Annotated in this window: 27 protein-coding genes and 3 tRNA genes; 24 read left to right on the top strand and 6 right to left on the bottom strand. The window is 59.4% G+C overall.

From position 1 onward, the window contains the following. Positions 1 to 174 precede the first annotated feature (174 nt). Entirely contained in the window at positions 175 to 1,992 is a 1,818-nt protein-coding gene (locus TA3x_RS02660) for a hypothetical protein (protein ID WP_435018555.1), read from the bottom strand. A 936-nt stretch (positions 1,993 to 2,928) separates the two neighbouring features. On the opposite strand from TA3x_RS02660, the gene TA3x_RS02655 reads away from it, so the two are divergent. From TA3x_RS02655 to TA3x_RS02640, 4 genes are all read left to right on the top strand, one after another. After that, positions 2,929 to 4,104: a hypothetical protein gene (locus tag TA3x_RS02655; RefSeq protein WP_435018554.1), complete on the top strand. Its 1,176-nt coding sequence runs from the start codon at positions 2,929 to 2,931 to the stop codon at positions 4,102 to 4,104. 1,140 nt (positions 4,105 to 5,244) lie between these two features. Further along, positions 5,245 to 6,291, top strand: a complete 1,047-nt coding sequence (locus tag TA3x_RS02650; protein WP_435018553.1) for a hypothetical protein — start codon at positions 5,245 to 5,247, stop codon at positions 6,289 to 6,291. Between the two features lie 2 nt (positions 6,292 to 6,293). Beyond that, positions 6,294 to 6,485, top strand: coding sequence for a hypothetical protein (locus tag TA3x_RS02645; RefSeq protein ID WP_435018552.1), 192 nt, complete (start codon positions 6,294 to 6,296; stop codon positions 6,483 to 6,485). A gap of 60 nt (positions 6,486 to 6,545) precedes the next feature. Further along, the gene (locus tag TA3x_RS02640) at positions 6,546 to 7,034 is read left to right on the top strand and encodes a hypothetical protein (protein WP_435018551.1); all 489 of its coding nucleotides are present in this window, start codon (positions 6,546 to 6,548) and stop codon (positions 7,032 to 7,034) included. Positions 7,035 to 7,195: 161 nt separating this feature from the next. On the opposite strand, the gene TA3x_RS02635 is transcribed toward TA3x_RS02640, so the two are convergent. Beyond that, a complete protein-coding gene (locus TA3x_RS02635) occupies positions 7,196 to 8,812 on the bottom strand; it encodes a hypothetical protein (protein ID WP_435018550.1) in 1,617 nt (538 codons plus the stop codon). A 184-nt stretch (positions 8,813 to 8,996) separates the two neighbouring features. Here TA3x_RS02635 and TA3x_RS02630 point away from each other — a divergent pair, with 184 nt between their 5' ends. The 5 genes from TA3x_RS02630 (at position 8,997) to TA3x_RS02610 (ending at position 11,429) form a co-directional block, all read left to right on the top strand. Then, on the top strand, positions 8,997 to 9,239 hold the full coding sequence (locus tag TA3x_RS02630) for a helix-turn-helix domain-containing protein (RefSeq protein WP_435018549.1): 243 nt from the start codon (positions 8,997 to 8,999) through the stop codon (positions 9,237 to 9,239). A 210-nt stretch (positions 9,240 to 9,449) separates the two neighbouring features. After that, a complete protein-coding gene (locus tag TA3x_RS02625) occupies positions 9,450 to 9,833 on the top strand; it encodes a hypothetical protein (RefSeq protein WP_435018548.1) in 384 nt (127 codons plus the stop codon). A gap of 180 nt (positions 9,834 to 10,013) precedes the next feature. Continuing rightward, positions 10,014 to 10,709, top strand: coding sequence for a hypothetical protein (locus TA3x_RS02620; protein ID WP_435018547.1), 696 nt, complete (start codon positions 10,014 to 10,016; stop codon positions 10,707 to 10,709). A gap of 169 nt (positions 10,710 to 10,878) precedes the next feature. Further along, on the top strand, positions 10,879 to 11,142 hold the full coding sequence (locus tag TA3x_RS02615) for a hypothetical protein (RefSeq protein ID WP_435018546.1): 264 nt from the start codon (positions 10,879 to 10,881) through the stop codon (positions 11,140 to 11,142). A gap of 5 nt (positions 11,143 to 11,147) precedes the next feature. Then, positions 11,148 to 11,429 carry a DNA methyltransferase gene (locus TA3x_RS02610; protein ID WP_435018545.1) on the top strand — a complete coding sequence of 94 codons (282 nt, stop codon included), beginning with the start codon at positions 11,148 to 11,150 and terminating at the stop codon, positions 11,427 to 11,429. Between the two features lie 88 nt (positions 11,430 to 11,517). Here TA3x_RS02610 and TA3x_RS02605 read toward each other — a convergent pair whose 3' ends face one another. After that, positions 11,518 to 12,285, bottom strand: coding sequence for a helix-turn-helix domain-containing protein (locus tag TA3x_RS02605; RefSeq protein WP_435018544.1), 768 nt, complete (start codon positions 12,283 to 12,285; stop codon positions 11,518 to 11,520). A 225-nt stretch (positions 12,286 to 12,510) separates the two neighbouring features. Between TA3x_RS02605 and TA3x_RS02600 the strand changes: the two genes are divergently transcribed. The 3 genes from TA3x_RS02600 (at position 12,511) to TA3x_RS02590 (ending at position 15,321) form a co-directional block, all read left to right on the top strand. Continuing rightward, positions 12,511 to 13,239: a helix-turn-helix transcriptional regulator gene (locus TA3x_RS02600; protein WP_435018543.1), complete on the top strand. Its 729-nt coding sequence runs from the start codon at positions 12,511 to 12,513 to the stop codon at positions 13,237 to 13,239. A gap of 63 nt (positions 13,240 to 13,302) precedes the next feature. Continuing rightward, complete coding sequence (locus TA3x_RS02595; protein ID WP_435018542.1) at positions 13,303 to 14,901, top strand: tyrosine-type recombinase/integrase; 1,599 nt, start codon at positions 13,303 to 13,305, stop codon at positions 14,899 to 14,901. Positions 14,902 to 15,111: 210 nt separating this feature from the next. Continuing rightward, positions 15,112 to 15,321 carry a hypothetical protein gene (locus tag TA3x_RS02590; RefSeq protein WP_435018541.1) on the top strand — a complete coding sequence of 70 codons (210 nt, stop codon included), beginning with the start codon at positions 15,112 to 15,114 and terminating at the stop codon, positions 15,319 to 15,321. A gap of 154 nt (positions 15,322 to 15,475) precedes the next feature. On the opposite strand, the gene TA3x_RS02585 is transcribed toward TA3x_RS02590, so the two are convergent. Continuing rightward, entirely contained in the window at positions 15,476 to 15,955 is a 480-nt protein-coding gene (locus TA3x_RS02585) for a hypothetical protein (protein WP_435018540.1), read from the bottom strand. Between the two features lie 149 nt (positions 15,956 to 16,104). Here TA3x_RS02585 and TA3x_RS02580 point away from each other — a divergent pair, with 149 nt between their 5' ends. The 8 genes from TA3x_RS02580 to TA3x_RS02545 all read left to right on the top strand — a co-directional run bounded on the left by TA3x_RS02580 (position 16,105) and on the right by TA3x_RS02545 (position 22,202). Further along, complete coding sequence (locus TA3x_RS02580; RefSeq protein ID WP_435018539.1) at positions 16,105 to 16,686, top strand: TerD family protein; 582 nt, start codon at positions 16,105 to 16,107, stop codon at positions 16,684 to 16,686. A gap of 59 nt (positions 16,687 to 16,745) precedes the next feature. Further along, positions 16,746 to 17,156 carry a TerB family tellurite resistance protein gene (locus TA3x_RS02575; protein ID WP_435018538.1) on the top strand — a complete coding sequence of 137 codons (411 nt, stop codon included), beginning with the start codon at positions 16,746 to 16,748 and terminating at the stop codon, positions 17,154 to 17,156. Between the two features lie 4 nt (positions 17,157 to 17,160). Next, positions 17,161 to 17,391: a hypothetical protein gene (locus TA3x_RS02570; protein WP_435018537.1), complete on the top strand. Its 231-nt coding sequence runs from the start codon at positions 17,161 to 17,163 to the stop codon at positions 17,389 to 17,391. A gap of 693 nt (positions 17,392 to 18,084) precedes the next feature. Next, the gene (locus tag TA3x_RS02565) at positions 18,085 to 18,993 is read left to right on the top strand and encodes a DUF475 domain-containing protein (protein ID WP_435018536.1); all 909 of its coding nucleotides are present in this window, start codon (positions 18,085 to 18,087) and stop codon (positions 18,991 to 18,993) included. Next, complete coding sequence (locus TA3x_RS02560; protein WP_435018535.1) at positions 18,990 to 19,160, top strand: hypothetical protein; 171 nt, start codon at positions 18,990 to 18,992, stop codon at positions 19,158 to 19,160. The genes TA3x_RS02565 and TA3x_RS02560 overlap by 4 nt, the downstream gene beginning before the upstream one ends. A 360-nt stretch (positions 19,161 to 19,520) precedes the next feature. Next, a complete protein-coding gene (locus tag TA3x_RS02555) occupies positions 19,521 to 20,270 on the top strand; it encodes a hypothetical protein (protein WP_435018534.1) in 750 nt (249 codons plus the stop codon). 20 nt (positions 20,271 to 20,290) lie between these two features. Further along, on the top strand, positions 20,291 to 21,109 hold the full coding sequence (locus TA3x_RS02550) for a hypothetical protein (RefSeq protein ID WP_435018533.1): 819 nt from the start codon (positions 20,291 to 20,293) through the stop codon (positions 21,107 to 21,109). Then, positions 21,054 to 22,202, top strand: a complete 1,149-nt coding sequence (locus tag TA3x_RS02545; protein WP_435018532.1) for a hypothetical protein — start codon at positions 21,054 to 21,056, stop codon at positions 22,200 to 22,202. The genes TA3x_RS02550 and TA3x_RS02545 overlap by 56 nt, the downstream gene beginning before the upstream one ends. On the opposite strand, the gene TA3x_RS02540 is transcribed toward TA3x_RS02545, so the two are convergent. Next, positions 22,135 to 22,845, bottom strand: a complete 711-nt coding sequence (locus TA3x_RS02540; RefSeq protein WP_435018531.1) for a thermonuclease family protein — start codon at positions 22,843 to 22,845, stop codon at positions 22,135 to 22,137. The genes TA3x_RS02545 and TA3x_RS02540 overlap by 68 nt on opposite strands. A gap of 110 nt (positions 22,846 to 22,955) precedes the next feature. Between TA3x_RS02540 and TA3x_RS02535 the strand changes: the two genes are divergently transcribed. Beyond that, on the top strand, positions 22,956 to 24,101 hold the full coding sequence (locus TA3x_RS02535; RefSeq protein ID WP_435018530.1) for an RNA-guided endonuclease InsQ/TnpB family protein: 1,146 nt from the start codon (positions 22,956 to 22,958) through the stop codon (positions 24,099 to 24,101). Between the two features lie 195 nt (positions 24,102 to 24,296). Here the strand turns inward: TA3x_RS02535 and TA3x_RS02530 are convergent, their stop codons facing one another. Beyond that, positions 24,297 to 24,761, bottom strand: a complete 465-nt coding sequence (locus TA3x_RS02530) for a hypothetical protein (RefSeq protein ID WP_435018529.1) — start codon at positions 24,759 to 24,761, stop codon at positions 24,297 to 24,299. Between the two features lie 119 nt (positions 24,762 to 24,880). On the opposite strand from TA3x_RS02530, the gene TA3x_RS02525 reads away from it, so the two are divergent. The 3 genes from TA3x_RS02525 to TA3x_RS02515 all read left to right on the top strand — a co-directional run bounded on the left by TA3x_RS02525 (position 24,881) and on the right by TA3x_RS02515 (position 25,179). After that, positions 24,881 to 24,955 (top strand) — tRNA-Met (locus tag TA3x_RS02525). Between the two features lie 55 nt (positions 24,956 to 25,010). Next, a tRNA-Trp gene (locus tag TA3x_RS02520) sits at positions 25,011 to 25,086 on the top strand. Positions 25,087 to 25,104: 18 nt separating this feature from the next. Then, positions 25,105 to 25,179: transfer RNA gene (locus TA3x_RS02515), tRNA-Pro, on the top strand. Positions 25,180 to 25,181: the final 2 nt, after the last annotated feature.

Below are 25,181 nucleotides of genomic sequence, written 5' to 3'. Positions count from 1 at the left end.
ATACACCGACGGCCCGGCGAAGCATCCGGGATAACCGTGGAGTTGAGACTAGCGTTTCCTTATGTGACTGGAAGCCGTGGAAGTTCCACAGGGCTGCCCGACGGGGGCAAGACCAGGTGTAAGCCTTAACTGGCCAACCTCACGATGGACTACGGTCCATCGAGGGCATGGCCGTCAAAGTCCCTCGGCCTCGTCCGGGGAGTCGTACGGGTTGCCACCACGAGACTCGTCCACCATCAGGGTGTACTCCGTCGATCTCTTGCCGATCCGGTAGCCGTCGGTCTTCTGGAATAGGCCGACGCCTTTCGCTATGGCCTTGTACTTGTCGATCTGCTTGTTCGAATTGCCGCCGTAGAAGATTGTGAACAACTCCCGGCTAATCCGGGCCGAGCCGCCCTTCTCCTTCAGGTAGTTCGCCACCCTCCTCAGGAACGGCAGGGCGTTCGTCCCGGTCTTGTTGATGTTGTCCTCGATCTCGGGAAGGAGCGGCTTGTCGAAATATCCCCGACCGACCAGGGCCTTGATCCGCTCGCCGTACTCCTCCCCCATCTCCTGGAAATTCTTCGGAGCGCCCCCCTGTGATGGGGGGCACATAGAAAGGGGGGAGGTATGTGTGTGGGGGGAATACTCAGGAAGAGGCCCTGGCGGGCCATAGCGATTCGGTTCCCCCTCCCCCGTGACGAGGTGCCTGACCCGCAATGGCTTCGAATAAGTCCTGGAGACGATCTCACCCTCCAGGGCAACCGCCTTCTTGAGCGACCAGCCGATCAGGGACGATACGTCCTTCGAAAGCGGCCCGCCGCCCTCGATGCGTGAACTGTTGCCGTTGTGCTTGTCCAGGCACCATCGCTCCAGGACACCGAAGGCCATGTCATGCGGGACCCGCTCGATCAGGACGAGATGTTTCGCCAGGGTGTACAGGGACCATTTGAGCAGCTTGGGCATGAGGCCCACCGTCGCCAGCCTGTAGACCGCCACTTGTCTGGGCAACAGCTTCAGGTCGTCGGCGGCAGGATCACGCTTCTGGGAGACTTTCGCCGCTCGTTTCTCAGCCGGTTTCTTCCTGGGCTCGGGTTCCTCGGCCACATCGGGGCATCCTGACGTGATCCAATCCTTCAGGACAACGAGTTGCCGGTCGAGGTCGTCCCGCCTATGGCGAACGTGCTCGTACTGCTCTCGGAGCAGGCCCACCAGCATGGCGACGACCCGGCCAAAAGAGGGTAATGGCGTCGGGATGATGAAATGATCAAGTTGGCGGTGCCAGGGGCGGATGAGGCCCTCATTCGTGAGCGAGTAACTGCCGTCGCCGAAAGGTAGTCGGCAACACCGGCATGACTTCCCGTCGTCGTTGTAGATGGGGTGAACCTCGATGCCGGGCAGCCCGTTTCCCTCCAGGTGGGCCGTAACATTGCGATGCGTTCTTGGGGCGTCATATCGCTCCGGCAAATGCTGCCAGACCTGGAGGCCGAGGGAGCGACTGGACGTGACGACGACCGTGGGGAGCGGCGGCAATGCTGCCCAGAGACGCCGGACCCGTGAGAGGTATTCGGGGTCCAGGCCACCGAGTCGGATTACACGACCGTAGCGGTCGATGTAGTCGTTATCCTTGTGGGCGTGGTTGTCGAGGTCGATGCAATATTTGTCGAGGGTGTCGTGGCCGTAGACGCCCAGCCATTGGTAGGGTCGGGGGCGGTCGTGGGGGCGGGACAGGTGCCTTTCTAGCTCAAGGTCGGCTGAGGCCAGTGGACGGTCCCACTTCTTGACGACCTCGCCGCCTTTCTTCTGCGTGCCCTTCGCCCGCATCCAGATGCCATCTCCTACCTTGAGGTCGAACTTCGCCCAGTCTGCGGGAAGGACGAACGTCCGCCGGTACTGTTCCCAGTGCTCGGGAAACTTGTCCTGCTCCTTCGTGGGTTGGGCATACCCAAAGAAGGGCTCGACGTACTGCTTCCTGGGTGGCTTCTTGGCGTGGCCTATACTTTTATTGGACAATGGTGATCTCCTGAGGAATGCGAAGGAGGCCGGGGCAACAGCCCCGGCCTCACTTGTTATTGGAACGATTCAATAGTCGAACGACGGCCAACAAAGTTGTCTTGATCACGTCGCCGTAGCCATCGGATGGGTGCCCCGCTGTGATTCGACGAGTTCATTCGTCGATTGCGATAGACCGATGGAGGCGGTGATGCGGATTCGAACACGACGAGTCCGGCTCGGTAGTACTTGCCGGATCACCAGGCTTCGTCACCAATCTCCTGGTCAAAGAAGCCGGGGACCGAGGGCCGTAGGACGCTGCAAGTCAGCCGCTCATCGCAGGCGTGGCAACGGGTCCTCCACCGTCGCAAGTAGGGGTCCTTGCCGAGCAGGACTCCTTCTCCCGGAGGAGTCGGCCTCCCGCATAGGCAGCACCACGCCGGGAATTTGTTCCTCAACATCGTCATTCGTCCCCTCCCCGCACCCCAGCATCGCCCGCCTGCTTCGCCTCCAGGGAGGCGATCTTTTCTCGCCTCCGGCCCTCGAACCATTTCACGATCCGATCCCTGGACTCCTGGTCGTAATACCTCCGCAGACCGATCTGATGCGAGGGGCCGTGGACGAGCCCCTTTCGTATGCATTAACTCAAATATGATTCGGAAGTCCGGGCCGCTTTGGAGACGTCAACCTGTGTGTAATGATTTTCCATTGAGTGACTCCTTTGTCTAAATAGAGTTTAGGATAAATTATTTAACATAATAATCTTGAGTTTTAATTTTTTGTTCGTAATCGACCCGCAGCAATATTCGACGTCGCATATAGAAATTTCTTCGTTTGTCCGTTTGACTTTCTGCGATTTGGGCCTAATTGTCCCCTAAGCTCAATGTCGAGCCAGGCAAGACCTGAAACTCGGAAATGTTAGCCAATATCAGGTCTCATATCACCAAGGTTTGCATCATGTTTGCACTGCATACGTACGAGAAGCTCCGTGACTACTGCCGCCATTTCGCCGACGGGACCTGGCCCTGCCTGATCGTGGTGGGCAGCGGGGGCCTGGGCAAGTCCAGGACGATGGCCGAGGCTTTGCCGAAGATCAACACCTCGGACGACGCCGGTGCCCGATGGATCGAGTCTCATGTCTCGGCGTTCCAGCTTTACCGGGAACTCCATGCCCACAAGGACCGGACGTTCGTCCTCGACGACGTGGACCACCTCTGCCGAGACCAGATGATCGTCAAACTGCTGAAGAACCTCTGCAACACCGAGGAGACCCGCCGGATCTACTGGGCAACTTCGAACCGGGACCTGGAGCGTGAGAACGTCCCACGAGAATTCGACACGAAGAGCAAGATTGCCCTGATCATCAACCGGTGGGATACCGTGGATGAGAATGTCGGAGCGCTGGAGGACCGGGGGATGGTCGTCCGATTCGCCCCGCCATCGGTCGAGGTCCATCGGCAGGTGGGGAGTTGGTTCAGGGACAAGCGAGTCTACGATTACATCGGTGATCGACTCGATCGCATCTTCAAGCCCTCCCAGCGCCTCTATCTCGGCGCCTCTGCGATGAGGGAGCGTGGGCTCGGCGACGACTGGAAGGCGTGGGTCGAGGAGAAGATTGCCCTCCCCGATGAGTTGCAGATCGTGAGGGACCTGAGGGCGGACAAAAGTTATACCTCCGAGGATCGGAGGGTACAGCGCTACTTGGCCCTGACCGGCAAGTCGAGGGCATCATACTTCCGGGTGGTCGCCGACCTGAAGGCCCTTGAGGCGGCAAACTCGGTCGTGGCGGCGAGGCCGAAGATGCCGCCCCGGAAGAGAGCCGCTCAGCCGTCGGAGCAGGCCGTCGAGTTGAAGATGAGGAAGGCCGCCAAGGCCGCCCCGAAGCCCTCGGCCAGCAAGAGCAAGACTGAGGGTGCCGACGGGACGACCGGCGGGGTGAGGAGGGGCAGGCCGAAGAAGGCGAAGGCCGGGGATGACTTTCGTGGTGTGGCAGAGGTGCTGCCCCTCGTGGAGGCTTCCGGTGGCGAACAAGGCCAGGAGATCATCACCCTGTCGATGACGTCCCGGGAGACCGCTCTGGACTCGGGCGGCTCGGACACGGGCATTGAAGCGTCGTTGTCGATGGCGTCGTAACCGATCGCCACCATCCAAAACACGTTTCGATCGGCGAACGGCCAGGGAAATCCCCCTGGCCGTTTCGCTTGCTCTTCGCCCGTCCTCCAGCGACTCACGACATACACATAAGCCATCGCAAGTCCCAAGTCTCGCCCAATCGAGATTTTGCATGGGAAACGCCCACAGGAGAGGTTTCGGGGCGATCGGTTTAGTGCCCATTCCACCCTCCCAGTGTGCGCCCGGTCAGAGAAGGAGAGGCCACGTTCCGATACAGGATGGGGTCATTCTACCAGTCTCAGTAGATGTCAGTGAACGTCACCAGGATCGTCTTCGACACCATCTGCTGGCCTAGATCGAGACGAGTATCTTCCGACGGACGGCATCGATGCCTCTTCTCTATTGACTTCCGGGGAAGCAAGGGCGAACCGGATCGCCCCGGTTGCATAAGCAGAGGCCGGTCTCAACTCTCGCCGGATTCCGACCGCTTCCCCTGTTTTCACTCCTCAACTGGGATTTCCCTGGTGCTTTGCGGTGTGAGACCTGCCGGGTTGGTAGTCTATGCATATTTTTCCATCGGGGCCTCGCCTCGGAATTCCTGTTTTTTACCCAACTCGTTCATCTCGTTTGGCTTTTGCCTGACGGTCTCTCTCGGAATTCCGCTTTACAACATCCGGCACTCCATGACCAGGGATGATTTCCCGACATTTTGGTATTTGACGACCATCTTCCACATTTAAAGCCCTGATTTTTACTTCTTTATTGCCTGCGACTTGCGCTAATTCAATCCAAAATATCTCGTTCGCCGACTGCCAATTCCTGGCTTGCGTTACAAACTCCCCTCGCTTCGTAACAATGTTTCTGTCGGTGAGGCGACGGCGACCAGTCTTCACCGCTACTCATCACGGGCTCGACATAGTCAGCAAGGCCGCCGGGCTCATCCATTTGCCCGGAGAGCACGAGGTCACATAGGGGCCTGTTCCCCTCTCCCTCAGGGCGAGCCGGGCCGGTGAGGTCCCGGGGCCCCAACGAGCCTTCTGGGCTCGTGGTCAAGTCGTTCGCAGTCCGTTTCAAGCCTCACCGGACGGCTTTCAGTCCGGGTCCGGGCGGGGTGCGCCCACGGTATGCGCCTGCCTCTCCCCATGAACGAGGAGTCCTATCATGTCCGAACAGCGAAACCTTCCAGAATCGAAGAAGTCCGACAAGCAGGTCGTCAGGGCCGCTGACGAGGCCAGGGCCAGGAAGCTGCTGGGCCAGGCCGTCTCGGAGGTCCAGAAGGCCGAGGACGCCGAGGGCAAGGAGGCGGCCCTCAAATCCCAAATCGCCGCAGTTAAGAAGAAGAAGGCGGAGCACTACTGGGAGGCGGGAAGGCTCCTCACAGAGGCCCGTCGGACCGCCCCGTTCGGGACCTGGACGAGGCTCCTGGAGGAGGCCGGGTTGCCCACGGTCCACGACCACAACTGGCGGATGCTCTTCGAGGAGTTCCAAGACCCTACCGAAATCCAGGATATCAAAATCACCGACGCCCTCGCACTCGCCAAGGAGAGGCGGGCTGCAAAGAAGGCCACCGAGGGGCTTTCGGCTTCGAAGGCCGATGCGAAGAAGAAGGGACTCCAAGGCGGCAGGCCCGAGTCTCAAGATGGCGAAATCTTCGGATTCCGAATCTGGTCGGAGCCGGGCGGCGGGGGCCTGCCGATTGTCCATGCCGTCCGCAAGGGCCAGCGAGGCTGGACGCCGCAGTGTCGTGTCCATTGGGATCTCGGCCACGGGTCCGGGGCACCTCCGCTGGGCGACGAGGCGGACGTCAACTGCCCCGGCTGCATCGGCAAGCTCGCCGCCGCCAGGGCCGAGGCGGGACTGCATGAGGCGGCCAAGCGGCCTCATGGTAGTGATCTCGGCTACGTCTGGGAGATCCTGGATGGTGACGACCCGGACGTCATCGACGCCAGGTGGCTGCCGATCAAGGAGGTCAAGGGCAAGCGGATTATCACCCCCGAAAAGACCATCGAGCCCATCAGGGGTGAGCCGATCTTCCGGGATCGAAGGGAGGCCCTTGAGAGCGCCAGGCTCAAGTATCAACAGACGATCGAGGCGGACAAGGCCGAGATCGAACGCCTCAAGGCCGAGGAGGAGCGTCTGAGGCAGGAGAAACGCCTCGCCGAGAGGAAGCTCAAGAAGATCGAGTCCCTGCTCGCCCAGGAGGTTTGACCATGCCGGTCTGGACCTTCGACCAGGCGACGTACTCCTACGCCCTCCGTATCGAGGACGGCGTGTACTACCTCGCCCAATCCGACGACGGGACCTGGCGTGCCTTCTTCGTGCCGGACGAGTTGGGGCACCGGCATGAGACCGATCAGGAAGGGCTGAAGGCTGTCGAGGATTACCTCGCCCGACGCCCCTGAACGACGAGATCGTCAACCCACCCACCGCACGTCGCCACGGTTGGACGACGAGTTCGGGGCATGAAGCCCATCAATCCTAAGGATTTAGTCGTGGGCTTCAAAGAACGCATCAAGGGTATCGTCATCGGGCCATGGGGAAGGCTCTACGGCTCTCCGATACCTGTCATCCCCGTGCCGACGATCGATTCGCTCCTCGCACGGGCCAACGGCAGGCGGCGTGTCCGCAGACTCGATTCGGGGGATATCAACCGAATTGTTGGGCGGTGTCGGGACGCCGAGAACGGCTATTGGTCCTACGGCCACGGGGGATTGGTCGCCAGTAGCTACGGTTGGTGGGCACGCTCGACTTATGCCTTCGCCGCCAAAATTGACGGTGGGGTCTACCTCGGCATCACCGACCTCAATGCCAAAACCCTTGGGACGCCTGGGGCTGGCTGGCATGAGCTTTGGAATTTGACCACATCTGGACCCGAGAAACAGGCGAAGAAGTTGCGGGCTTGGCGAGACCGCAACCTGAATCGAACCGTGGTCCGGGTGCGAATGGACTGAACGACGGAACATGGCGGGGCCGGGCGACGGCCCCGCCATTCTCATTGGCCGATTCTTCGTATTTTGAAGATTTGTGGAGAATCGCTCTGTGGTTGTGGTCGAAGGGTGCGAACCGAAGACTTCGATGTCGTGCGGTCGCCAGGTGCATCCTATGTAGTGGCCTACGGCTTTGTTGTCCTCGACATCAGCAACTTCGTGGTCGCCGTGGTCCGCATAGGCCGATCTCCGATCTGCATGTTAGTTACCGAGTGAGTGATACCGGTACCCATGACGTAGTCGAACTGTGTGATGGATTGCGATATGAATCCTTTATCAGTGTGGGTCGTCCGCCTCCTCTCGATGATCGCACATGGCTCCGCATTCCGACCCGAGCCGGACGTCGTGAAGTTGAGCACCGTGTATTCTTCCTCGACATACCTGCCGAGCGTTTGTTTCCACCGATCTCCCTTCTTCGCCCCAAGCTTCAGGACCCGATGCCAGGTGATCATCTCCTCGTTGGTGGGGTGATCCCCGACCTCGACGTATCCTCCCTTGAGGCGATACCGATCGGGAAATTTCGGCTGCGGCAGCGTCCTCTCCAGGGCCGACTCTTCGCCTTCCTCGTTCACGACGTTAGTTCTGAGGTTCTTGGTCTCGATCGTGCCATTGGCGCCCTGGGTTTCCGTTGACCAGTTCTTGATCATCGTGCCGTCCGGCATCAGGATCTCGCTCAGGAAGTTCTTCTCGAACCCTGGCCGGTGGGGGAAGTAGTCCTCGGTCAACACCATTGTGTCCGAGGCGACGTGCATCGCCTGATCGTAGAAGGTCCGTGGAGCTTTATTGATCTCAGGCGGCTCTTTCGTGAGGAATGCCGGTTGGATGAAGCCTTCCTCTTGATTCCCAGTCCTGACCAGGAGCTTCTCTCCCCCGGCTTCCAGGATCTCGACCTGAGAGCCCCAGGGCGCTCGGAAGACCTTGTGCTCGCCGCAGAGCGTAGCCAGCCTCTCCATGTCCCCGGACCTCTCGGCCTCGATCATCTCGTCCCACCCGTTCTCCTCGGCCAAGTAGGTGACGTTGGAATCGAAGGAGCGAAGCGGTGGTCCGGCCAAGTAGCCACGATCACCCTTGACCCAGGTGGCAAGGGCCGGTTGCAGCCCAATGCCCGTGTGAGTGGAGGCATCCTCTCGGCCCCTGACAGTCAGTCCATCCTCGGCCTCAGCCGATGCGATCTCGGTGGTCCCTTGAGGCAGATCTTGGTTCGTGGCAGCCAGCCGTCCATCACCCTCTCCATCCAGGTCCTTGCGTACTGACCGGTCACTGGTCGAGCCGTGCAGGCTGAAGACCATCAGCCCGGCCCAAGTCGCCGTCCAAGCCGTCTTCCTCGTCTTGGACCAGGCCGGATGCTTCCAGAGCAGATACAGGCCGAGGGGGAAGAACAGAAACAACAACACGGCGACGACGTATGGCGAATCCATCCAAGGGGTGCCCCGGACCGTGATCGATCTGGACCGGTCCCACTGAGCTTTGGCCCCCGATCGGATCTCTTGAGCTTTCTCTGACTTCGAGAATTCGTCGGCCTTCTCCTTAATTTGGGAAGCCGCTTCGCCCGTCTTCTTCAGTAGGTCCTTCGCCCCGGCGGATGCCGCCCCTCCGACCTCGGCGGCCTTCTTCCTGGCCTCGGCGAGCTTGGCCCTGGCCTCGTCGGACCGGGCATAGGCCAGGGCGTCGTCGGCCATTCGTCTCGCCTTGCCCAAGGGCCCATCCACGGAGTCCTTCGGCTCTTCGCCCATCTCGTTCACCTCGTCGTGCTCATCATCGATTCAACCGGCGGCCCCATCGCCGGGGAAACCGGCCCGATGAGGCAGCCACATCCGGCGTCATCGTTGGGTTCCAAAGATACAATCGGAGTGGCGAGTTCGCTAGTTATTGACTGTCTATTCGAAGTCTGTCGAGTCGAAGGAGGCACCACCATAGACTCGCCCCATGCTCAAGGGTGAGATCCAGAAACAATTCGGGCTCCGGGTCCGGCAACTCCGCAACGAGCGGGGTTTGTCGCAGGAGGCGTTCGCCGACGAGGCGGGCCTGCATCGCACCTACATCGGGTCCATCGAACGGGGCGAGCAGAACATCAGCCTGGAAAACATCGCCAAGGTCGCCGCCACCCTGGGAGTCTCGCTGGCCGACCTGTTCGCCCCCTTCAACGAAAAGCCCGCCTCGGGCTCTTGACCTGATAAGGACAGCGACGTCACCATCGACGTCGCCGCTCCCAGGACCCTCAAATTTCACCGTCCGAGGCCGTCGAAGCCATCGGACCGAAGTCTCACGTCTCATCCCCGCCGACCTGCCGCATGCCTCCAACCACCCTGCGGTCCGGCGTATGGCCCGTCTTCCGGGAGACCGGAACGGGCCGTACCCTGATCCATCAGGGGGGCGATCATGGTGGGCTACGAGGCATTCGAGCGAACGGTCGAGGTTGGGCTGATCTTGGGGATCGCCGAGGCGCTGCGGGCCGAGTTCGGGACCGAGATCGACGCCCATCCAGGCGGACCTGGCAACGAGGCCGGAGTCGTCAACAGGGCGTTCCGGGCGGTTGCCCGTCGCATTCTCAGGTCGATCGTGCCGAGTGGCGAGGATCTGGGTGGCGTCGTGACTTGGGTGTTGCGGCTGGCAGCCCTGCGGCGGTTTGGCGAGGTCGGCGTAGATGGCGACCGGGCAGCGGGCCTGCTCGACCAGGAGCCGGGGCTTGGGGATGCCTGGCTAGCGTGCCTGGCGTTGGTGCCGGGGTCGGTCTTGGGGGAGATTCTCGGGGCTACCCTTTAGAATGGGCACTGAGAAGGTCCCCCAAGCCGCCATTTCATCACCGTTCAAACGAAGTGCAGGCCGCATATCCTGATATTTTGGCCACTGGGCTCTACCGAGAAGGGCATGAATCGGACCTCCCTGGGGTATGCGAGAGGCTTGCAACGCCCTCCCAGACACCTAACCCAGGAGAATAGGATCATGGAAATCTTCCTTCCCGTCGCCGAGCCCGTCTCCGAATCATCCACCGACGTTGCCCTGATCGAGGCCGCCAGGAAGTATAGCCGGGCGGTCGAGGGCCACACGACCGCCCTCAAGAACCGGCAGCGGCGGCTCATGGACGACTTCTGGCGTCTCGGGGAGGCCCTCAGCTATTTGTACAAGCGGCACAACGTCTCCAACACCTGGATGAGGTGCTTGAAGGAGATCGACGTTAACCCGACGACGGCGGGCCACGCCCGCAAGTTCTTCGAGCGGACGGCATTCGAAAACTTGGACACCTGGAAGTGCAAGACCGAGGCCCTCCGGGACCTGGGGATTCTGGCGCCGCCCGCCGAAAAGCCGACGCCGGGTCCGGTCGTGGTCTCACCCAGGCCGGTCGCCATCACGACGCCAGAAGCGGAGACCTGGGCGGTCCCTCACCTCGACGAGTCCGGGCAGGGCAGCCGTCCCGGGGCTCGGCAGCAGTTGAACATCGCCCCGAGCGAGAAGCCGCTCGTCGCCGACGCCATCGAAGTCCCGCCGGTCCCGCCCTCGCCCAGGGACCTGCTCCTCAAGGTCGTCCGAGCCCTGGAGGAGATCCGCCCAGTCGAGGCCAACCTCGTGGACCTGCTGGACCGGGCCGCCGCCCTGATCGAGGGACTTCGGGCCGGGGCCAAGGAAGGGGTGGCGGTGTGATTAAGAACGCCATCCTCCTGACCGATGCGGTCACGGGGATGCGGTCGCTTCCGGGCGACAGCATCCCCTTCTCCTTGAAGTCTCCCCCCTACGACGACATGCGTGACTAGAGGACGTCGGCTGGGACTTCGACACCTTCCGGCCCATCGCCGACGAGCTATGGCGGGTCATGATGCACGGCGGAATCGTCTGCTGGGTCGTCCAGGACCAGATCCGTGACGGCGACGAGTCGGGCACCGCAGACGAGCAGAGACGGAATTTCCGCAGCCTTGGCTTCCGCCCCTATCAGACCATCTACCTCGTCAGCGACAACGCAAGGAGGTGCCCACGGCATTACAGCCGGACGGTCTCGCTCGGACTCGTCCTGGCGAAGGGGCGGCCCGCACGGTCAACCTCCTGGTCGATCGGCCCAACCGCCAACCGGGGCGTATGAACACCATGAAACATAGGGGCCGGGGCGGGACGCTCATCGAGCGTGCCTCCATGACCGTCGCCGACGAGGGCGTCAGGACGGACGTGTGGCCCTACGGCGTCGGGAACAACAAGAGCACGAAGGACAATGACGTGTGGGGCCACGGCGGGGTCATCCCGGAGGTGATGGCCGCCGATCTGATCCTGCCGTTTTCGAATCCAGGCGACCTCTGCTTGGACGTGATGGCCGGGACGGGGACGACCTGCAAGATGGCCCTGCTGAACGACCGCTACTACCTGGGGTTCTAGCCGTGGGACGAAGCGTACGAGATCGCCAGGAGACGTATTCGGGACGCCCACCGGGAGTACGTCAGGCGACTCGACAAGTTCCTCTCTACTACGGCTCCAGCGCTTCGGCCCACCGCCTGAACGATGCCTCATCCTCGGGGACGGCCTCCGGGTCCAATGCCCTGGAAGCCGTGACTCTCCGTTCGGGCGGGAGGTCCCAGAGCCACGAGATGACCTCGGGCCTCTTCAGGACGATCTCCTGTATCCCATCAGCCCTCCTGTACCACCCACGAGAATGAGGGCCGGGTAGATCGTAGCCGAACATGGCGTCGAGCAATTTGTAGTAGGGCGGGCGGTCCTTGCGGTCCAGTTTCAGGTAGAACTCCAGCACGCCAGGCCCCAAGCCTTCGATCTGCATTCGTCTCCGTTGGCCCGCACGCCGAGCCTGGCCGTGGTCGGGACGCCGAGAGCCGCCCGACATCGCCTCCTCACGCATGGTGGCGGTGATCGGTCTGGTGCCGGGGGCCGCAGCCGAAGCCCGTATCACCCCCGGCTTCCCACGTACGAAAGGGCTTAATCCGGGACTGCGTAGGAGCAGGCCGCCGGGGTTAGGAACGGTTGAGACGGGGGCCTCGACGGGAACGGTGATGGTCGATGAAACCTGCACGACCTCGCCTACCTTGCGGACCTCGGCCCCGACGACGACAGCCAGCTTGTCCAGAACCTCCAGGGAGAGCCCCCGCTTCCCGTTCAAGAACCGATAAAGCTGCTGCGGGCCGATGTTCGCCAGCTTGGCAAGTTCGAACGGGGTTCGGCCATCGTCACGTATCGCCCGGCGGATGCCGTCGGTGATGGGGTGGTCGTGACGGTCGCTCATGAGGTGGAGCGTCCTCGGATCTGTCCAGTCGCTCGCCGCTCGTGACTTGATGCCCACGCAGCCCAAAACGGGCATGCCGCCAGGCAATTTTACAACATTGACTTCGCTCACTACCATGCGGACGTTCTGGAGACAAAGGCGATCCGTGGTTCCCGCAGGCCACGTCCTCAATCCTTGGTTAAACATCGTCGCACGTCGTGTTCGCCTATACAGGAGCATCGAAGGATGACCATTCAACCTTCCGCAAGACCCCGACCACCCTTGAATCTGTTCGAGTCGGGATTCGCAAGCCCTGAAGAGGCGGTGGCACATGCCGAACGCATGATCGCTTCCCGGAAACGCCTCGACGTCCCGGACTCCGAGCTGGGCCTGGTCCGTATCATTCACGGGGCGAACGAAGACGTCCTTCCGCTCGGGGGGCAGCATGTAGGTCGAGTTCGCCACGAACTGTCCGGCCTCTTCAACATCGCCCCCAACGCCCCCGGCAAGGTCGGAGGCCGCTTCGTCCCGGAGAACTATCTGCTCAGGGAAGGAGAGACACTGGAGTTCACCAGGCCGTTTGGCCGCAAGGGGGTAGGGCAAGTATGGACGAAGGATGAGTTCTGCAACCTCTTCACTATGGGCGAGGCGGATTTCGAGGCGATGGTGGCCAGAGGGTTGCCGGTTCATCGCCTGGGGGACGACTCGATCAGGATCACCGAGACCGAATTCGACTCCTGGTCCAGACACGAGGAGCCCTGGCTCTTCACGGTCCAGGACCTCGCCGTCAGGCTTAATGTCTCCGAGCGTGTCCTCTGGCGTATGCGGAGCAGCGGCAAGCTCCCGGAGCCGATCGAGCTTGGGCCGAAGTTGATCCGTTGGGGACGGTCCGAGATCCTCGACTGGATCGCCCTGGGCTGCCCGAACCAGAAGATATGGGGCGTCATCAAGGCGAAGAGGCCCAGGCAGAGATGAACGTAATCTCGAACGCTTGGCTTATTGTCAAAACATGAACATCCAACTCGAAGGGCACCGATCATGGGCTCCGTCTATAAGCCAACATACACGAAATCGGATAAGACGACGGGACGGCGGGTGACTCGCAAGACGGCCCGCTGGTACATCGAGTTCACCGACGAGAAGGGCAACCGTCGCAAGGAGCCCGGATTCAGGGACAAGACGGCGACCGAGCAACTGCTGAGGGAGAGAGAACGTGAGGTCGAGTTGGCCATCGTTGGGATCGTGAACCCCTTCAAGAAACATCAGGCCACGCCGCTCGACGATCACCTCGGGGATTTCGAGAAGGAGCTACGCAATCGTGAGGACACCGAGGCCCACGTCAAGCTCACCATGTCCCGCATCCGCTCCATCCTCGACAAATCCGGGATGATCTTCATCCAGGACATAGCCCCCAGCAAGATCAGCGACGTCCTCGGGGGATTGCGGAGGTCCGGGAGGAGCATCTCCACCCGCAATCACTACCTGCGAGCCTTCAAGATTTTCACCAGATGGTTGGTCGAGGACCGCCGCACCGATTACGACCCCGCCGGTAAGATCTCCATGATGGACCCGGAGACCGACCGCCGTCGGGTCCGACGCCCGCTGTCCCCCGAGGAATTCGCACGCCTGCTGGAGGCGGCTGGCCGAGGCCCGGTTGTCGAGGGGATGAGCGGCCCGGACCGGGCAGTCCTGTACATCGTTGCCTCCTACACGGGCTACCGACGGAACGAGATCGGCTCGGTCACGAAGCGATCGTTCAACTTCGTGGCCGATCCGCCGAGCATGAGGGTCAAGTCCACGATCTCGAAGCGACGGAAGGAGGAGGAGTTGCCCCTGAGGAAAGACGTCGCCGACATGATCCGCCGCTGGATCGAGGACACCAAGGCGGACCTCGCCGAGCAGGAGCCGCTGTTCCCGGTCAGGGGCAAGCTGACCGCCGAGATGATGAGGGCCGACCTCGAAGGGGCGGGCCTTCCCTACGTCGATCATGACGGGTTGGTGGCCGACTTCCACTCGCTGAGGGGAACCTTCACGACCAACCTCGTGATCGCCGGTGTCTCGCCGAAGTTCACCCAGGACCTCGCCCGTCATTCGGACATCAATCTGACGATGGGCGTCTACGCCAAGCTGCGGAAGGACACTCACCTGGCCGAGGCGGTCGAGAAGCTGCCCCCGCTCCCGTCCCTCAGGGATGGGCGAACGCCCCAGGCCGACGGCGTTTCCGATCGGCCACGGGGCGATCTGATCGGGGAGGACAGGCCGGGCCAGGCCCCCTCGCCGGGGCACGAGCCGACCATCCGACAACTCCGACGGGAGGCTTCGGATCTGGGCGTTCGGGGATACGCCAAGTACGACAAGGAAGGATTGGAGCAGGCAATCCGGGAGGCCCGGCTTGTGGGGAGGCTTGTGGAGAGACCCGGCACCGACCGTCATCACACGGCACTCGGGGGGCCCCAGGCTAGCGACGAGGATGACGAGGAACCACGAACGCCTGGGCGACGCAAGTCGTTGCCCGACAAAGAAGAAGACGCCGCCCACCATGAACTGGAGGGCGGCGTCTTCGAAGTACCGAAGGTCGGACTCGAACCGACACGGGTGTTAGCCCACCGGATTTTGAGACCGGAGGGCCTGCCATGAGAGTGGTACTTGACTCGCGTTGGGATCGCACTTAAACCGTCTGCAAACATTGGGTTTATCGCTAGGCATCGGTCTGCGGTGATTGTAGCCGGATTGGGGTCGCATCGCCAATATCCTTACCAAATTCTTACCACGCAGCTGGCGGCTGGGCGATCTCGGCTCGCCGGAACCGGAATGACCAGGTACGATGCCCCTACCAAGGAGGCCGCCATGCCGGAAACGATCACGATCTCGCCCGCCGCCGAAATGCTGATCCGCCGCCGGATGAACCGCGAGTACGTGGCGGTCACGGAAGAGACCCGTCCGCTCTACCGGGAACTGGTGGCGGCCGGGCTGATGGAGCCGCTCCACTCGTTCGCGCGCGGGGATGAGGGCGCCTACCGCCCGACGGAATTGGCTTGCGCGTTCGTGAAAGGGTGATAGGATGCGTGAAGGTTGCGGCGTGGTGGTTTAGACACCAACCGATGAAAAGAATCCGGCTCAACGCTGTACGTGGCCGGTAGGTGGGTAGTGGTCGCTGGTACAGACGCGCGACGCAATGCCAAGCGATAGCCCTTGAGGCATCGCCCGCAACCTACCTCCCTCTCCACCCATCCCTCATGCTCTCCAGCAGCCGCTTGGCGTGCGGGCCGACCGGCAGCTCCGTGTCCGGCGCGGCCACCAATGCCCCTTCATGGCTCCCCGTCTCATGCTCGGCCAGCTCGTGGGCGATGGTCGCCTTGATGCGGTCCGGCAGCCGAGTGCGCCTCCAGAGCTCCTGGGTGGCCTCGTCGTATCCGTCCGCCATCAGCTCCGGGTTCATGATCCCGGAATCGAGCATGATCCGCCCGTCGGGCGAGACGGTGCCGCCCGAGGATTCTTCCGGGTAGAACGTGTGGTGCTCGCCCCCGCGCGTCCAGTCCTTCGCGCCCATCTGGTCGCGCGTGAGGCCGAGGTCGATCATCGCCTGCCCGGTGGCGATCTCCAAGTCCTCGGCGTAGCGTTGCGAAAAATCGACGGCGTGTAAGGCGGGGTCTGTGGGTGGCTTCTCGGTCATGGGCCGACCATAGGCCATCCCGCACGCTCGTGCAATCGGCCATGCGTCCGGGGGATTGTGCGCAACGCGCAAAAAACCCCTTGCGCGAATCCCCGGATGGCTCTATGGATGGCGTACTGACTAGCACTCAGCATGTTCATTAAAACAACCATTATGGAGACTACATCATGTCCGACACAATTTCAATGACCAAAGGCGAGAGCATCTCGCTGACCAAGAAGGCCCCAGGGCTGACCAAGGTGTTCGCCGGCGCGGGCTGGGATGCCAAGCAGGACGGCAACTCGATGGACCTCGACCTGGCCGCGTTCCTGCTCGACGCCAACGGCAAGCTGCAGGGCAAGGGCGATTTCGTCTACTTCGGAGGCAAGGTTTCCGGCTGCAAGTCCGTTTCCAGCCGCGGCGACAACCTGACCGGCGACGGCGATGGCGACGACGAGGTGATCGACGTGAACCTGCAGACCGTGCCCGCGCACATCTCCGAGATCGTGTTCGTCGCCTCGATCTACCAGGCGGCTCAGAAAGGCCAGAGCCTGAAGGATCTGGACAATGCGTTCATCCGCATCGTGAACGCGGAAAACCAGCAGGAGCTCGCCAACTACAAGATCACCTCAGATTTGGACGGCGCGACCTTCGTGCTGGGCAAGCTGGTCCGCGAGGGCTCCGACTGGAACTTCGTGGCGGTTGGCGCCCCCGAAGCCGGAGAGCTCGGCGCATTGGCCACCCGCTACGGCCTGTCCGTCGCCGCGTAAATCAAAGGGCGGGGGCACCGGCCCCCGCCCCATTCACCCCTCAGAGAATTGGAAATTTTATGTTCGCAGCACTTGGTAAGGCCATCAGCAAGGCCAAAGAGAAATTCGAAGCCCTCGTCAATGAGGAGGAGCTGAAGGCCGTGGTGGCCGCGTCGGTCCTGGTGGCCGCCGCCGACGGGAACATCTCCGAAGCGGAGAAGGAGGCCGCCTTCAAGGCGATAACAAGCCATGAGTCCCTCCGCGGCTTCAATCAGAAGGCCATCCGCTCGCACTTCGACAGCGACGTCAACCTGATCAACGCCGACAAGCAGCTGGCGGAGGAAGTCCTCTACGACAAGGTCTCCGTGATCCGGGACAAGATCGCCCGCATCCGCGTCATCGGCATCGCGACCCAGATCGCCAACGCGGACGGCGATTTCTCCAAATCGGAGAAGGATGTCGTCGACAAGATCCGCCGGATGACGGCGTAACGCCATGAAGCTCGCGCTCATTGCTTTCGTGGCCATCATCTCCCTGGTGGCGGTGCTCTCCCTCTCCCTCTCCATCGGGGATGGCGGCTTCCGGCGCATGGTGACCATCACCGGCGTCTACTCCATCTGCCGCCCCGACGGATACGACGCGGTCTGCTTCGTGGACGCGGACGGTAAGGATGGCGGATTGTTTTGCATGCCTTTGAGTCAGCTGGGGAATGAATGCAAGAGATAGTTAGCATGGAGGAACTTCCACCTAAACCAACACACCCCCGCTTTATTGATATCGCAGGGCAACGATTTGGCAGACTGGTGGCGCTCAATTATGTAGGACAGACGTCCGGAAGAGCACGAGCTGCTTATTGGTCATGTAGGTGCGATTGTGGTCGCCAGTGTGTGTCCGTGGTAGCAAATCTGAGAAACGGGAGCGCAAAAAGTTGTGGCTGCTTAGCCCGAGAGATGCTATCCAAACGCAGCAGAAAGCACAGCATGTCGCTTGTTTCGGGCTATAAATCGTGGTCGCACATGGTGGCGCGGTGTTCTAATGAGAGCTTGTCAAACTATAAAAACTATGGAGGACGGGGAATTACCGTTTGCGATAGATGGGCAAACTCAATCGAAAATTTCATTCTAGATATGGGGCCGAGGCCGACCCCTCAGCATAGCTTGGAGCGGATCGACACGAATGGGAACTATGAGCCCGGCAATTGTAAATGGGGTACTCGAACCGAACAATCCAGGAACAGAAGGAATACAAAAATGGCTGAATATAATGGAGAAGTAATGCCCTTTGCTGAAGCGATTGAAAGGGCGGGAATAAAAATACTACCAGAGAGGGGGCGGCAGAAATGATGATCGATCTTTTGTTAATCCTGTCCATCGGGCTGATTGTCTACTGGGCCATCAAATTCGTGAAGTGGATCAATAAGTGACCCAGTACCTGCTCCCCGTCCTCCTCCTAGCGGTGATGGAAGTCTCGCTCAGCTTTGATAACGCGGTCGTGAATGCCACCGTCTTGCGCAACATGAGCCTCGTATGGCAGAGGCGGTTCCTGACCTGGGGCATCCTGATCGCCGTGTTCGGCATGAGGCTCGTGCTCCCCGTGGTCATCGTCTCGGTCGCCGGGGGCATGGGCATGGGCGAAGTCGCCCGGATGGCGATCGGCGATCCCGAGGAATACGGCAGGCAACTCGCCTCCTCGCACGTCGCCATCGCGTCCTTCGGCGGCATCTTCCTCCTGATGGTCTTCCTCGGCTTCCTCCTGGACGCCGGCAAGGAGACCCACTGGATCGGTCCGCTCGAACGCCACCTCGTCATGGTCGGGCGGATCGAGGCGGCGGCGATCGCCATTGCCCTGGCCGTGATCCTCTGCCTGCCCACGGCCTCGCTGGTGCCGGGGATGCTCGGCCTGCTCTGCTACCTGTTCGTGAACGGCCTGATGGGCACCTGCGGGGACGACCCGACGGCCTGCGTGTCGGGGAAGGGGGGGCTGGCCGCCTTCATCTACCTGGAGGTGCTCGACGCCAGCTTCTCGCTGGACGGGGTGGTGGGGGCCTTCGCCATGTCCAACAACATCGTCGTCATCATGATCGGCCTGGGGATCGGCGCGGCGGTCATCCGCACCCTGACCGTCCGGCTGGTGCGCGGCGGGACGCTGAGCGAGTTCATCTACCTGGAGCACGGGGCCCATTACGGGATCGGTGCCCTCGCCATCCTGATGCTGGTCAGCACGGTGTACCACGTCTCGGAAATCGTGACGGGGCTCGCGGGCGTCGGATTCATCCTGCTGGCGCTGGCGTCGTCGGTGATCCACAACCGGAAGGGTCTGGCCCGGTGACGCCGGAAGAGCTCCGGCCGATCGTGATCGCGTGGGGCGGCGTCGAGAAATTCGCCGCCCGCATCAAGGCCAAGCCACGGACGGTCTACTGCTGGCTGGACGGGACGCGGAGGATTCGGCCGACGGTGGAGGAGTTGATTGGGAACCTAAAGAACCCGGTGTTCTAAACCATGACGCCTTAGCGAGTTATGCCGGAGAATGGTCAGCGCCTCTACTTCTGAGCCTTCACAGGTTCAAAGGAAACAGGATGGCCGAACTTTCCTGATTTGCTTAGAATCGATTGTCCAAAGAGGATTGTGGGGTCGCGATCTAGGCAAGATACAAAACCTGGCATCCTGTGGCAAAATCCGATGGGGGTTGAAAAAGTTTCTGCGATGATTCGAGAAATCAGAGGGTACGATTTCGGAAGTTCCTTTGCGAGGGAGATTTACTCGTGCTAGCCTCGGGTGCCGGAGTGCCCGAATAGGCCCTGTCCCAATGTTCCCGCAATCGGTTTACTCCGAGCTTTAAAGATGGGTAGGTGAGTCGTGGCAGAAGGAACCGAAGAAAATACCACGATTGAAGCTTTCGGTCTGCCACTAGACCGTTTTGAAGCGGCCGTGGATGCAATAGTTGAACTTCGAGATTCCGGCAAAATCCTGCTGTTCCTTAATCGTCGTGGCGCAATCAAACTGGTTGGCGAAGAGGAAGATTTTAGGGCTGAATTCAGCAGGCGAGCCAACGATGTCGCCATTGATGTAGAGGTGTCAAGGATAGCAAAAAATGAGATTAGACAGTTGATCTCAACCGCATTGCGAATTCCAGACAATGACGCATCCCTAGAGTTTCTGGAAAGATACTATATCGAGGATTATCGGAAAAAGCCCCATCCTCAGATCGAAGAATTTCGCAGACAAGTTCGACCAAAAATCGAGATTGTAACAAGCAGGATTATCACAGAGGCCATGAGGCAAAGAGGTTGGCGACTTTCTACCGCTACTGGGGCATGCATTGAAGAAGTTGATTATGAAATAGTTTGCGAGCGAGAAGATTCGTATCGAGGCAGGAGGGTTACAGATGCTTTTTTGCGACTGAGGCTTCGCTACACAGATGGCTCCCGAGGGGAGTCGCCTTACTATGGATACTACTTTCTCCCTTTCGAGGGAGCAGACGGCGGCCATGCATCTAACTTCGAACTCGAATGCGATCTCTCGGACATCGACATGCTGATAAAAAGATTGAGCGATGCGAAGCAGCGTCTCCTTAAAGACATGGACCTTCAGAGTGGCGAAGAATGATGTCAAAGGATTTGAATGCAATGTACTTGAGCCCAAGAGAGCTGGTCGCCGATAAGGATATTGCCGATCTCTCCGCAGAGGATCTTTATAAAATTTTCGAATTGTATCTACTTCAACTCCCTGACAAGCAAGAACTCCTACTTAAAAGTCAATCAAAAAAAGCTGATTTCATTACCTGGAAAAGCGACTATCACAATCATGTGGTTTGGTCGTTTCCACATCATGGCAAATCGCTTCAGCAACATTCGCCTGATCATTCTGTTGCCCATCATGAAAGTGAAAACAAAAGCGATAAAGACAGGCTTCTTGAGTCTTTGAGAGAAGAATGCGACAAACTCAAAACTCAGAATCAATTCCTTCAAACACGCAATGCAGAACTGCGGCAGAGCGTTGCAGAATTGCGTAGGGCCGTAGCTAGAGAAACACAAAAGTTTGATCAAATTCAATCGCATTGCGTAGAATTGCAGCGAACAGTCGACAAGCTAATTGATTCGCTCAATGACCGCGCAAAGACTAACGATTGTCTTCTTTCTGCGTTCGTATCCCGCCCTGGATCTCGTGTTCGTATGTCCCAATCGTATGAGGGGACAATCGAAGATATGTATGAAGAAAAAATTTCTGTACTCTATTTCATAGATGGTAGTTATGTTGAGCAGGTCTACGAAAAGAATCAGTTCCTGGATTCTCGCTTGCCAGAAGTAGGTGCCAGGCTGGCAGTATTTGTGATAGTTGCGGAAGTGCAGAACGACCGTGCAGAATTACTGGATCAGGAGCCAGATTTACATGACGAGTCAAGCAACTTCCGTAGGAAAGCTCTCGACGGCCCGACAGAATTCTAGTCTTATTAAGATTAATTTGCATTTGTTCAACTGCGGCCACGGGGATACGATACTTGTCGAATTGCCGCGCAATCGATGGGGCTTAATAGATTGTTGCCTTCCAGAGAGAGACGGCATACGTAATAGATTTTTTAAATTTTGTGATCATCTAGGCATCAAAACCTTTGATTTTATATTTCAAACTCATCCCGATTATGATCATTACCATGGAATGCAATCCGTCTTAGAAAGAATTTTAGCTAGAGGTGAAAGGCTTGGGTATTATATAGACACTGGGCTGAATGCGTTAGACGCCAAGCATCTAATGAAAAATAAACCGACTGGAGATAATGAATATGAAACATTACAACAAAAACTGGCCGATCTAGACCGTGCCGAGCAAATCAATTGGCAATCACTTGCCGCTCGCTCTATACCGTTATATCCTAGCGGCCTACGGGACATCATTAATTTCATTCCGATAGGCCCAGATCCGCGAGACAGGCGGCGTATTATATCGGATGATTTAAGGAAACTTGCGACCAACGCAAGCGCCAGGCCTATTGCTAATGAATTATCTCTTGTAATAGTGCTTACTGTCAAGCAGGATGGGCAAGTGTTCAACATGCTCTTGGGCGCAGATTCGGGCAATATTGGCCTGGAAAGAGCAATAGCATACTGGAAGACTTATGCGATGGAAGATGGAGTTGACCCAGCTTTTGATGTAATTAAAATCCCCCATCATGGGTCGATCAAATCCCATGTGAACAGTGTCTGCCTGACGAAGCGGCCTGGATCCGGGCCCGAAGCCGCTATTGCTTCTGCTGGAACCCGACGCGCTTTGCCAGACCGAGAGGTTTTAAAGGACTATATGCTTAACGGGTGGAATGTTTATGCGACAACGACCAAGCGTACTCCTGCTAGTCCATCGAGCTTGCCATTGATGTTAGCGAATCGCGGCGCATCTCCAGGAGTTGAAATTACAAGTCAAACGATACATGTGTCTTGGTGTAAAAGTAACGGTCTTACAATCAACCCTTCAAGTGCTAAGATAATGCTCGAAGATTTGATTCACTATGAAACCGCTCCCGTAGGTTCGGCTTCAAAAGTTTGACAGTATTCGTTCTGTCACGGATATGGCAATCCCCCGCCCGCCGATACCCCCGCTCTTCAGCCTCCGCCGCCGTCTTGAACGCCACCCGGTTCTCAGTCTTCATCGACGCCTCCCCTCGGCAATGCGGCAGGTGGTAGACGTGGCTCCGCCGGTTCCCCACCACCTCCGCCGTGAACGGAACGCCACGGCCTTTCCTCCAGTCCCAGGGCGGCACCGGGTTCGGGTCAGCCCATAGCCCACGCCTGGCCGCTCGTGCCTCGCTTTCCAGCCGGGCCAGCGCCTGATCGGCCGGAGCGTATTCCCGGTACCACCAAGCCCATCCGAGGCCAGTAAGTTCCCGCCCCATCACCCGCCCATCCGGCAAGGTCACCTCCGCCACCGTCCGGCCATACCGGTCCCTATCCACCTCGCGGATCGTCACCTGCTTGCCGTACGCCAGCTCCGAAGCTGCCTGCTTCGCCCGGCTCCCGAACGGCTGGCCGGTTTCTGGTGCGTCCACCCCGTGCAGCCGGACTTTCACCTGCGTTTTGCCATCCCTGAGCACGGTGAGCGTGTCGCCGTCGCTGAGGTGAATTACGCGAGCTTTAAACGTTTCGCATAATCCTGCTGCCGGAATAAGAAAATAAAGCAAGAGAAATAGCATGCTTGGCAGCATTGTCATTGCGTATAGTATTTATTTAATATATTAATTGCGGAGTGGCAAGGCGCTACCAACGCCCGCCGCCCCTGACCAACAACGAGAGCTCACCTCGCATGGCTGACGCTGAAGATAGCACCATTGTCTTAACTTACAAGTTCCGATTGCTGCCCAACCGGCGGCAACACTGGACTTTAGAGGAAATCATAGAGAGCCAGCGTGTGCTCTACAATGCTGCCCTTATGGAGCGGATTGACTGCTACCGAAAGACTGGAAGAACACCGAACAAGAACGAGCAATTCAAAGAACTTACTGAACTTCGTAAGTTCGAGTGCTTTGCGGGAATTCCTCTGAATCTTCAGCGTTGGACACTTAAACAGTTAGATGACTCTTATCAGGCATTCTTCCGCAGAGTTAAAAATAGGGGAGGAAAAGCTGGGCATCCTCGTTTTCGTGGCAAAGGCCGATGGCAATCGTTTGGCTTCTCCGAATTCTCCGGCATCACCCTCCGCGAAGGCCGAATCCGATTCAAGGGGCTCCCCGGCTCACTCCGTATCCACCTGCACCGGCCTTTGCCAAAAGGAAAGCCGCTGAGTTGCACATTCACGCGTGGCCATAAGGGCTGGTACGTCTGCCTCCAGTACCGTGTCCCCGTGCAGCCGCTCCCGGCCACCGGTCAGCAGGTCGGTATCGACGTGGGGCTAACCACGTTGGCCACGCTCTCAACCGGAGAAGCGATTGCCAATCCACGCCACACCAAACGAGCGGAGAAGGAGCTGAGGCGACGACAGCGGGCTTTGTCACGTTGCAAAAAAGGCAGCAATCGCCGGAAGAAGGTTAAAGCAAGCGTTACGTGGCTTCACGCTAAAATCGCCAACAGTCGCAAGACCCACTTGCACCAAACAAGTGCAAAATTAGTTCGGGAGAACGATCTGATAGCAGTGGAGAAGCTGAATGTGAAAGGGTTGTCCTCTGGCATGCTCGCCAAAGGCGTGAACGACGCCGGATGGTCAATCTTGAAAAATTACCTCGCGTACAAGGCAGCATGGGCCGGTCGCGAGCTTGTTGAAGTCAAGGCTGCAGGTACGAGCCAGACCTGCCCTAATTGCGGTGCGGTCGCCAAAAAGACGCTTTCGGAGCGCACCCATCGGTGCGATTGCGGGTGCGTCATCGATCGTGACCATGCGGCGGCCAGAATAATTCTGGCGCGGGCGGTAGTGTCGCCCGTGGCGTCCCAACGTGAGGCATTGGCCTGTGCGTGATGCCGGAAATCTCGGTTGCATTGCCGAGTCACTACCGTCGCCGTCGGTCACGCACTCAACGCGCGGGGTAGTCGGCCGCCATGGCAGGGGAGGTGATGAGCAGGAGCAGGGCGAGTGCGATGCGGAACATTCGAGGAGGATAGGCCGAAATATGGGGCTTGGCCAGAGAAAAGGCATCCCTGCCCGCGCCTCCCGTTACTCGAACAGCCCGACAATCTGCCGGACCTGCTCGGCACCCAGCCGCTCGACCAGATGCTTGACGGCCGCCAGGTCGGTCAGCAGGCCGGGGTCGCCAGCTCCGGCAGCAGATTTTGCCGCCGGGGCAGGGGAAGCCGCCCGCTTGGGTGCCGGCGTCTCGGCGGGTGCGTCGCCTTGCTTCTTCTTGTAGTTCGATTTGATGGCGCTGAAGTGCTGCGGGTTCATGTCGATCCCGAACTCGGCCTTGATGTACTCGACGGCCGGGCCGGGCTTCTCGTAGCCTGCGTCGATGGCGGAACGGGCGGCCTGCGACTTGTTCATGGCCTTCGCGGGGGACTTGGCCTCTTCCAGTTCGGCCTCGATGTCGTCGTCCGTGTTGAACTCGGGCTCGGTTTCCGGCACTTCCTGGCTGATCTCTTCCGGCTCGACCGGCTCGGCGGGCTTGGGCTTCTTCTTGGCCATGGGGCTGCTCCGGGGAGAGGCGTGCGTTTCCCCAAGCTTAACCCAGGATTGAGTTTGGTCAACAAAGTGGTTGCGCAAAAGCTGAGATCGCTGTATCGTTGGTCGCATGGACATATTGATGCGGAATGGAGAAGTAGTATCTCGGGAGGCTCATAACCTTCAGACCGCCGGTGCAATTCCGGCTTCCGCTACCATTTTGCCTTCCCCATCTCCCCGACCGACTCCCGCTGCCGGCTGGTGACGCGCCACGCTCCTGTGGTGTAGCCCGGTAACACGGCGGCCTCCAACTCCGCAATCCTCGGTTCAAATCCGAGCGGGAGTGCCAATTTCATTTCATCGATATCCGTGTGTAGGCTAGAGGTCAGTCGCTTGGTTTGGGGCCAAGATCACGCAGGTTCGAATCCTGCCACACGGACCATC

This window comes from Tundrisphaera macrotermitis (genome assembly GCF_051175315.1).
In the GTDB taxonomy this organism is placed as follows: domain Bacteria; phylum Planctomycetota; class Planctomycetia; order Isosphaerales; family Isosphaeraceae; genus Tundrisphaera.
Note: the sequence above shows the minus strand (reverse complement) of the source record. Positions and strands in the feature narration are given on the sequence as shown.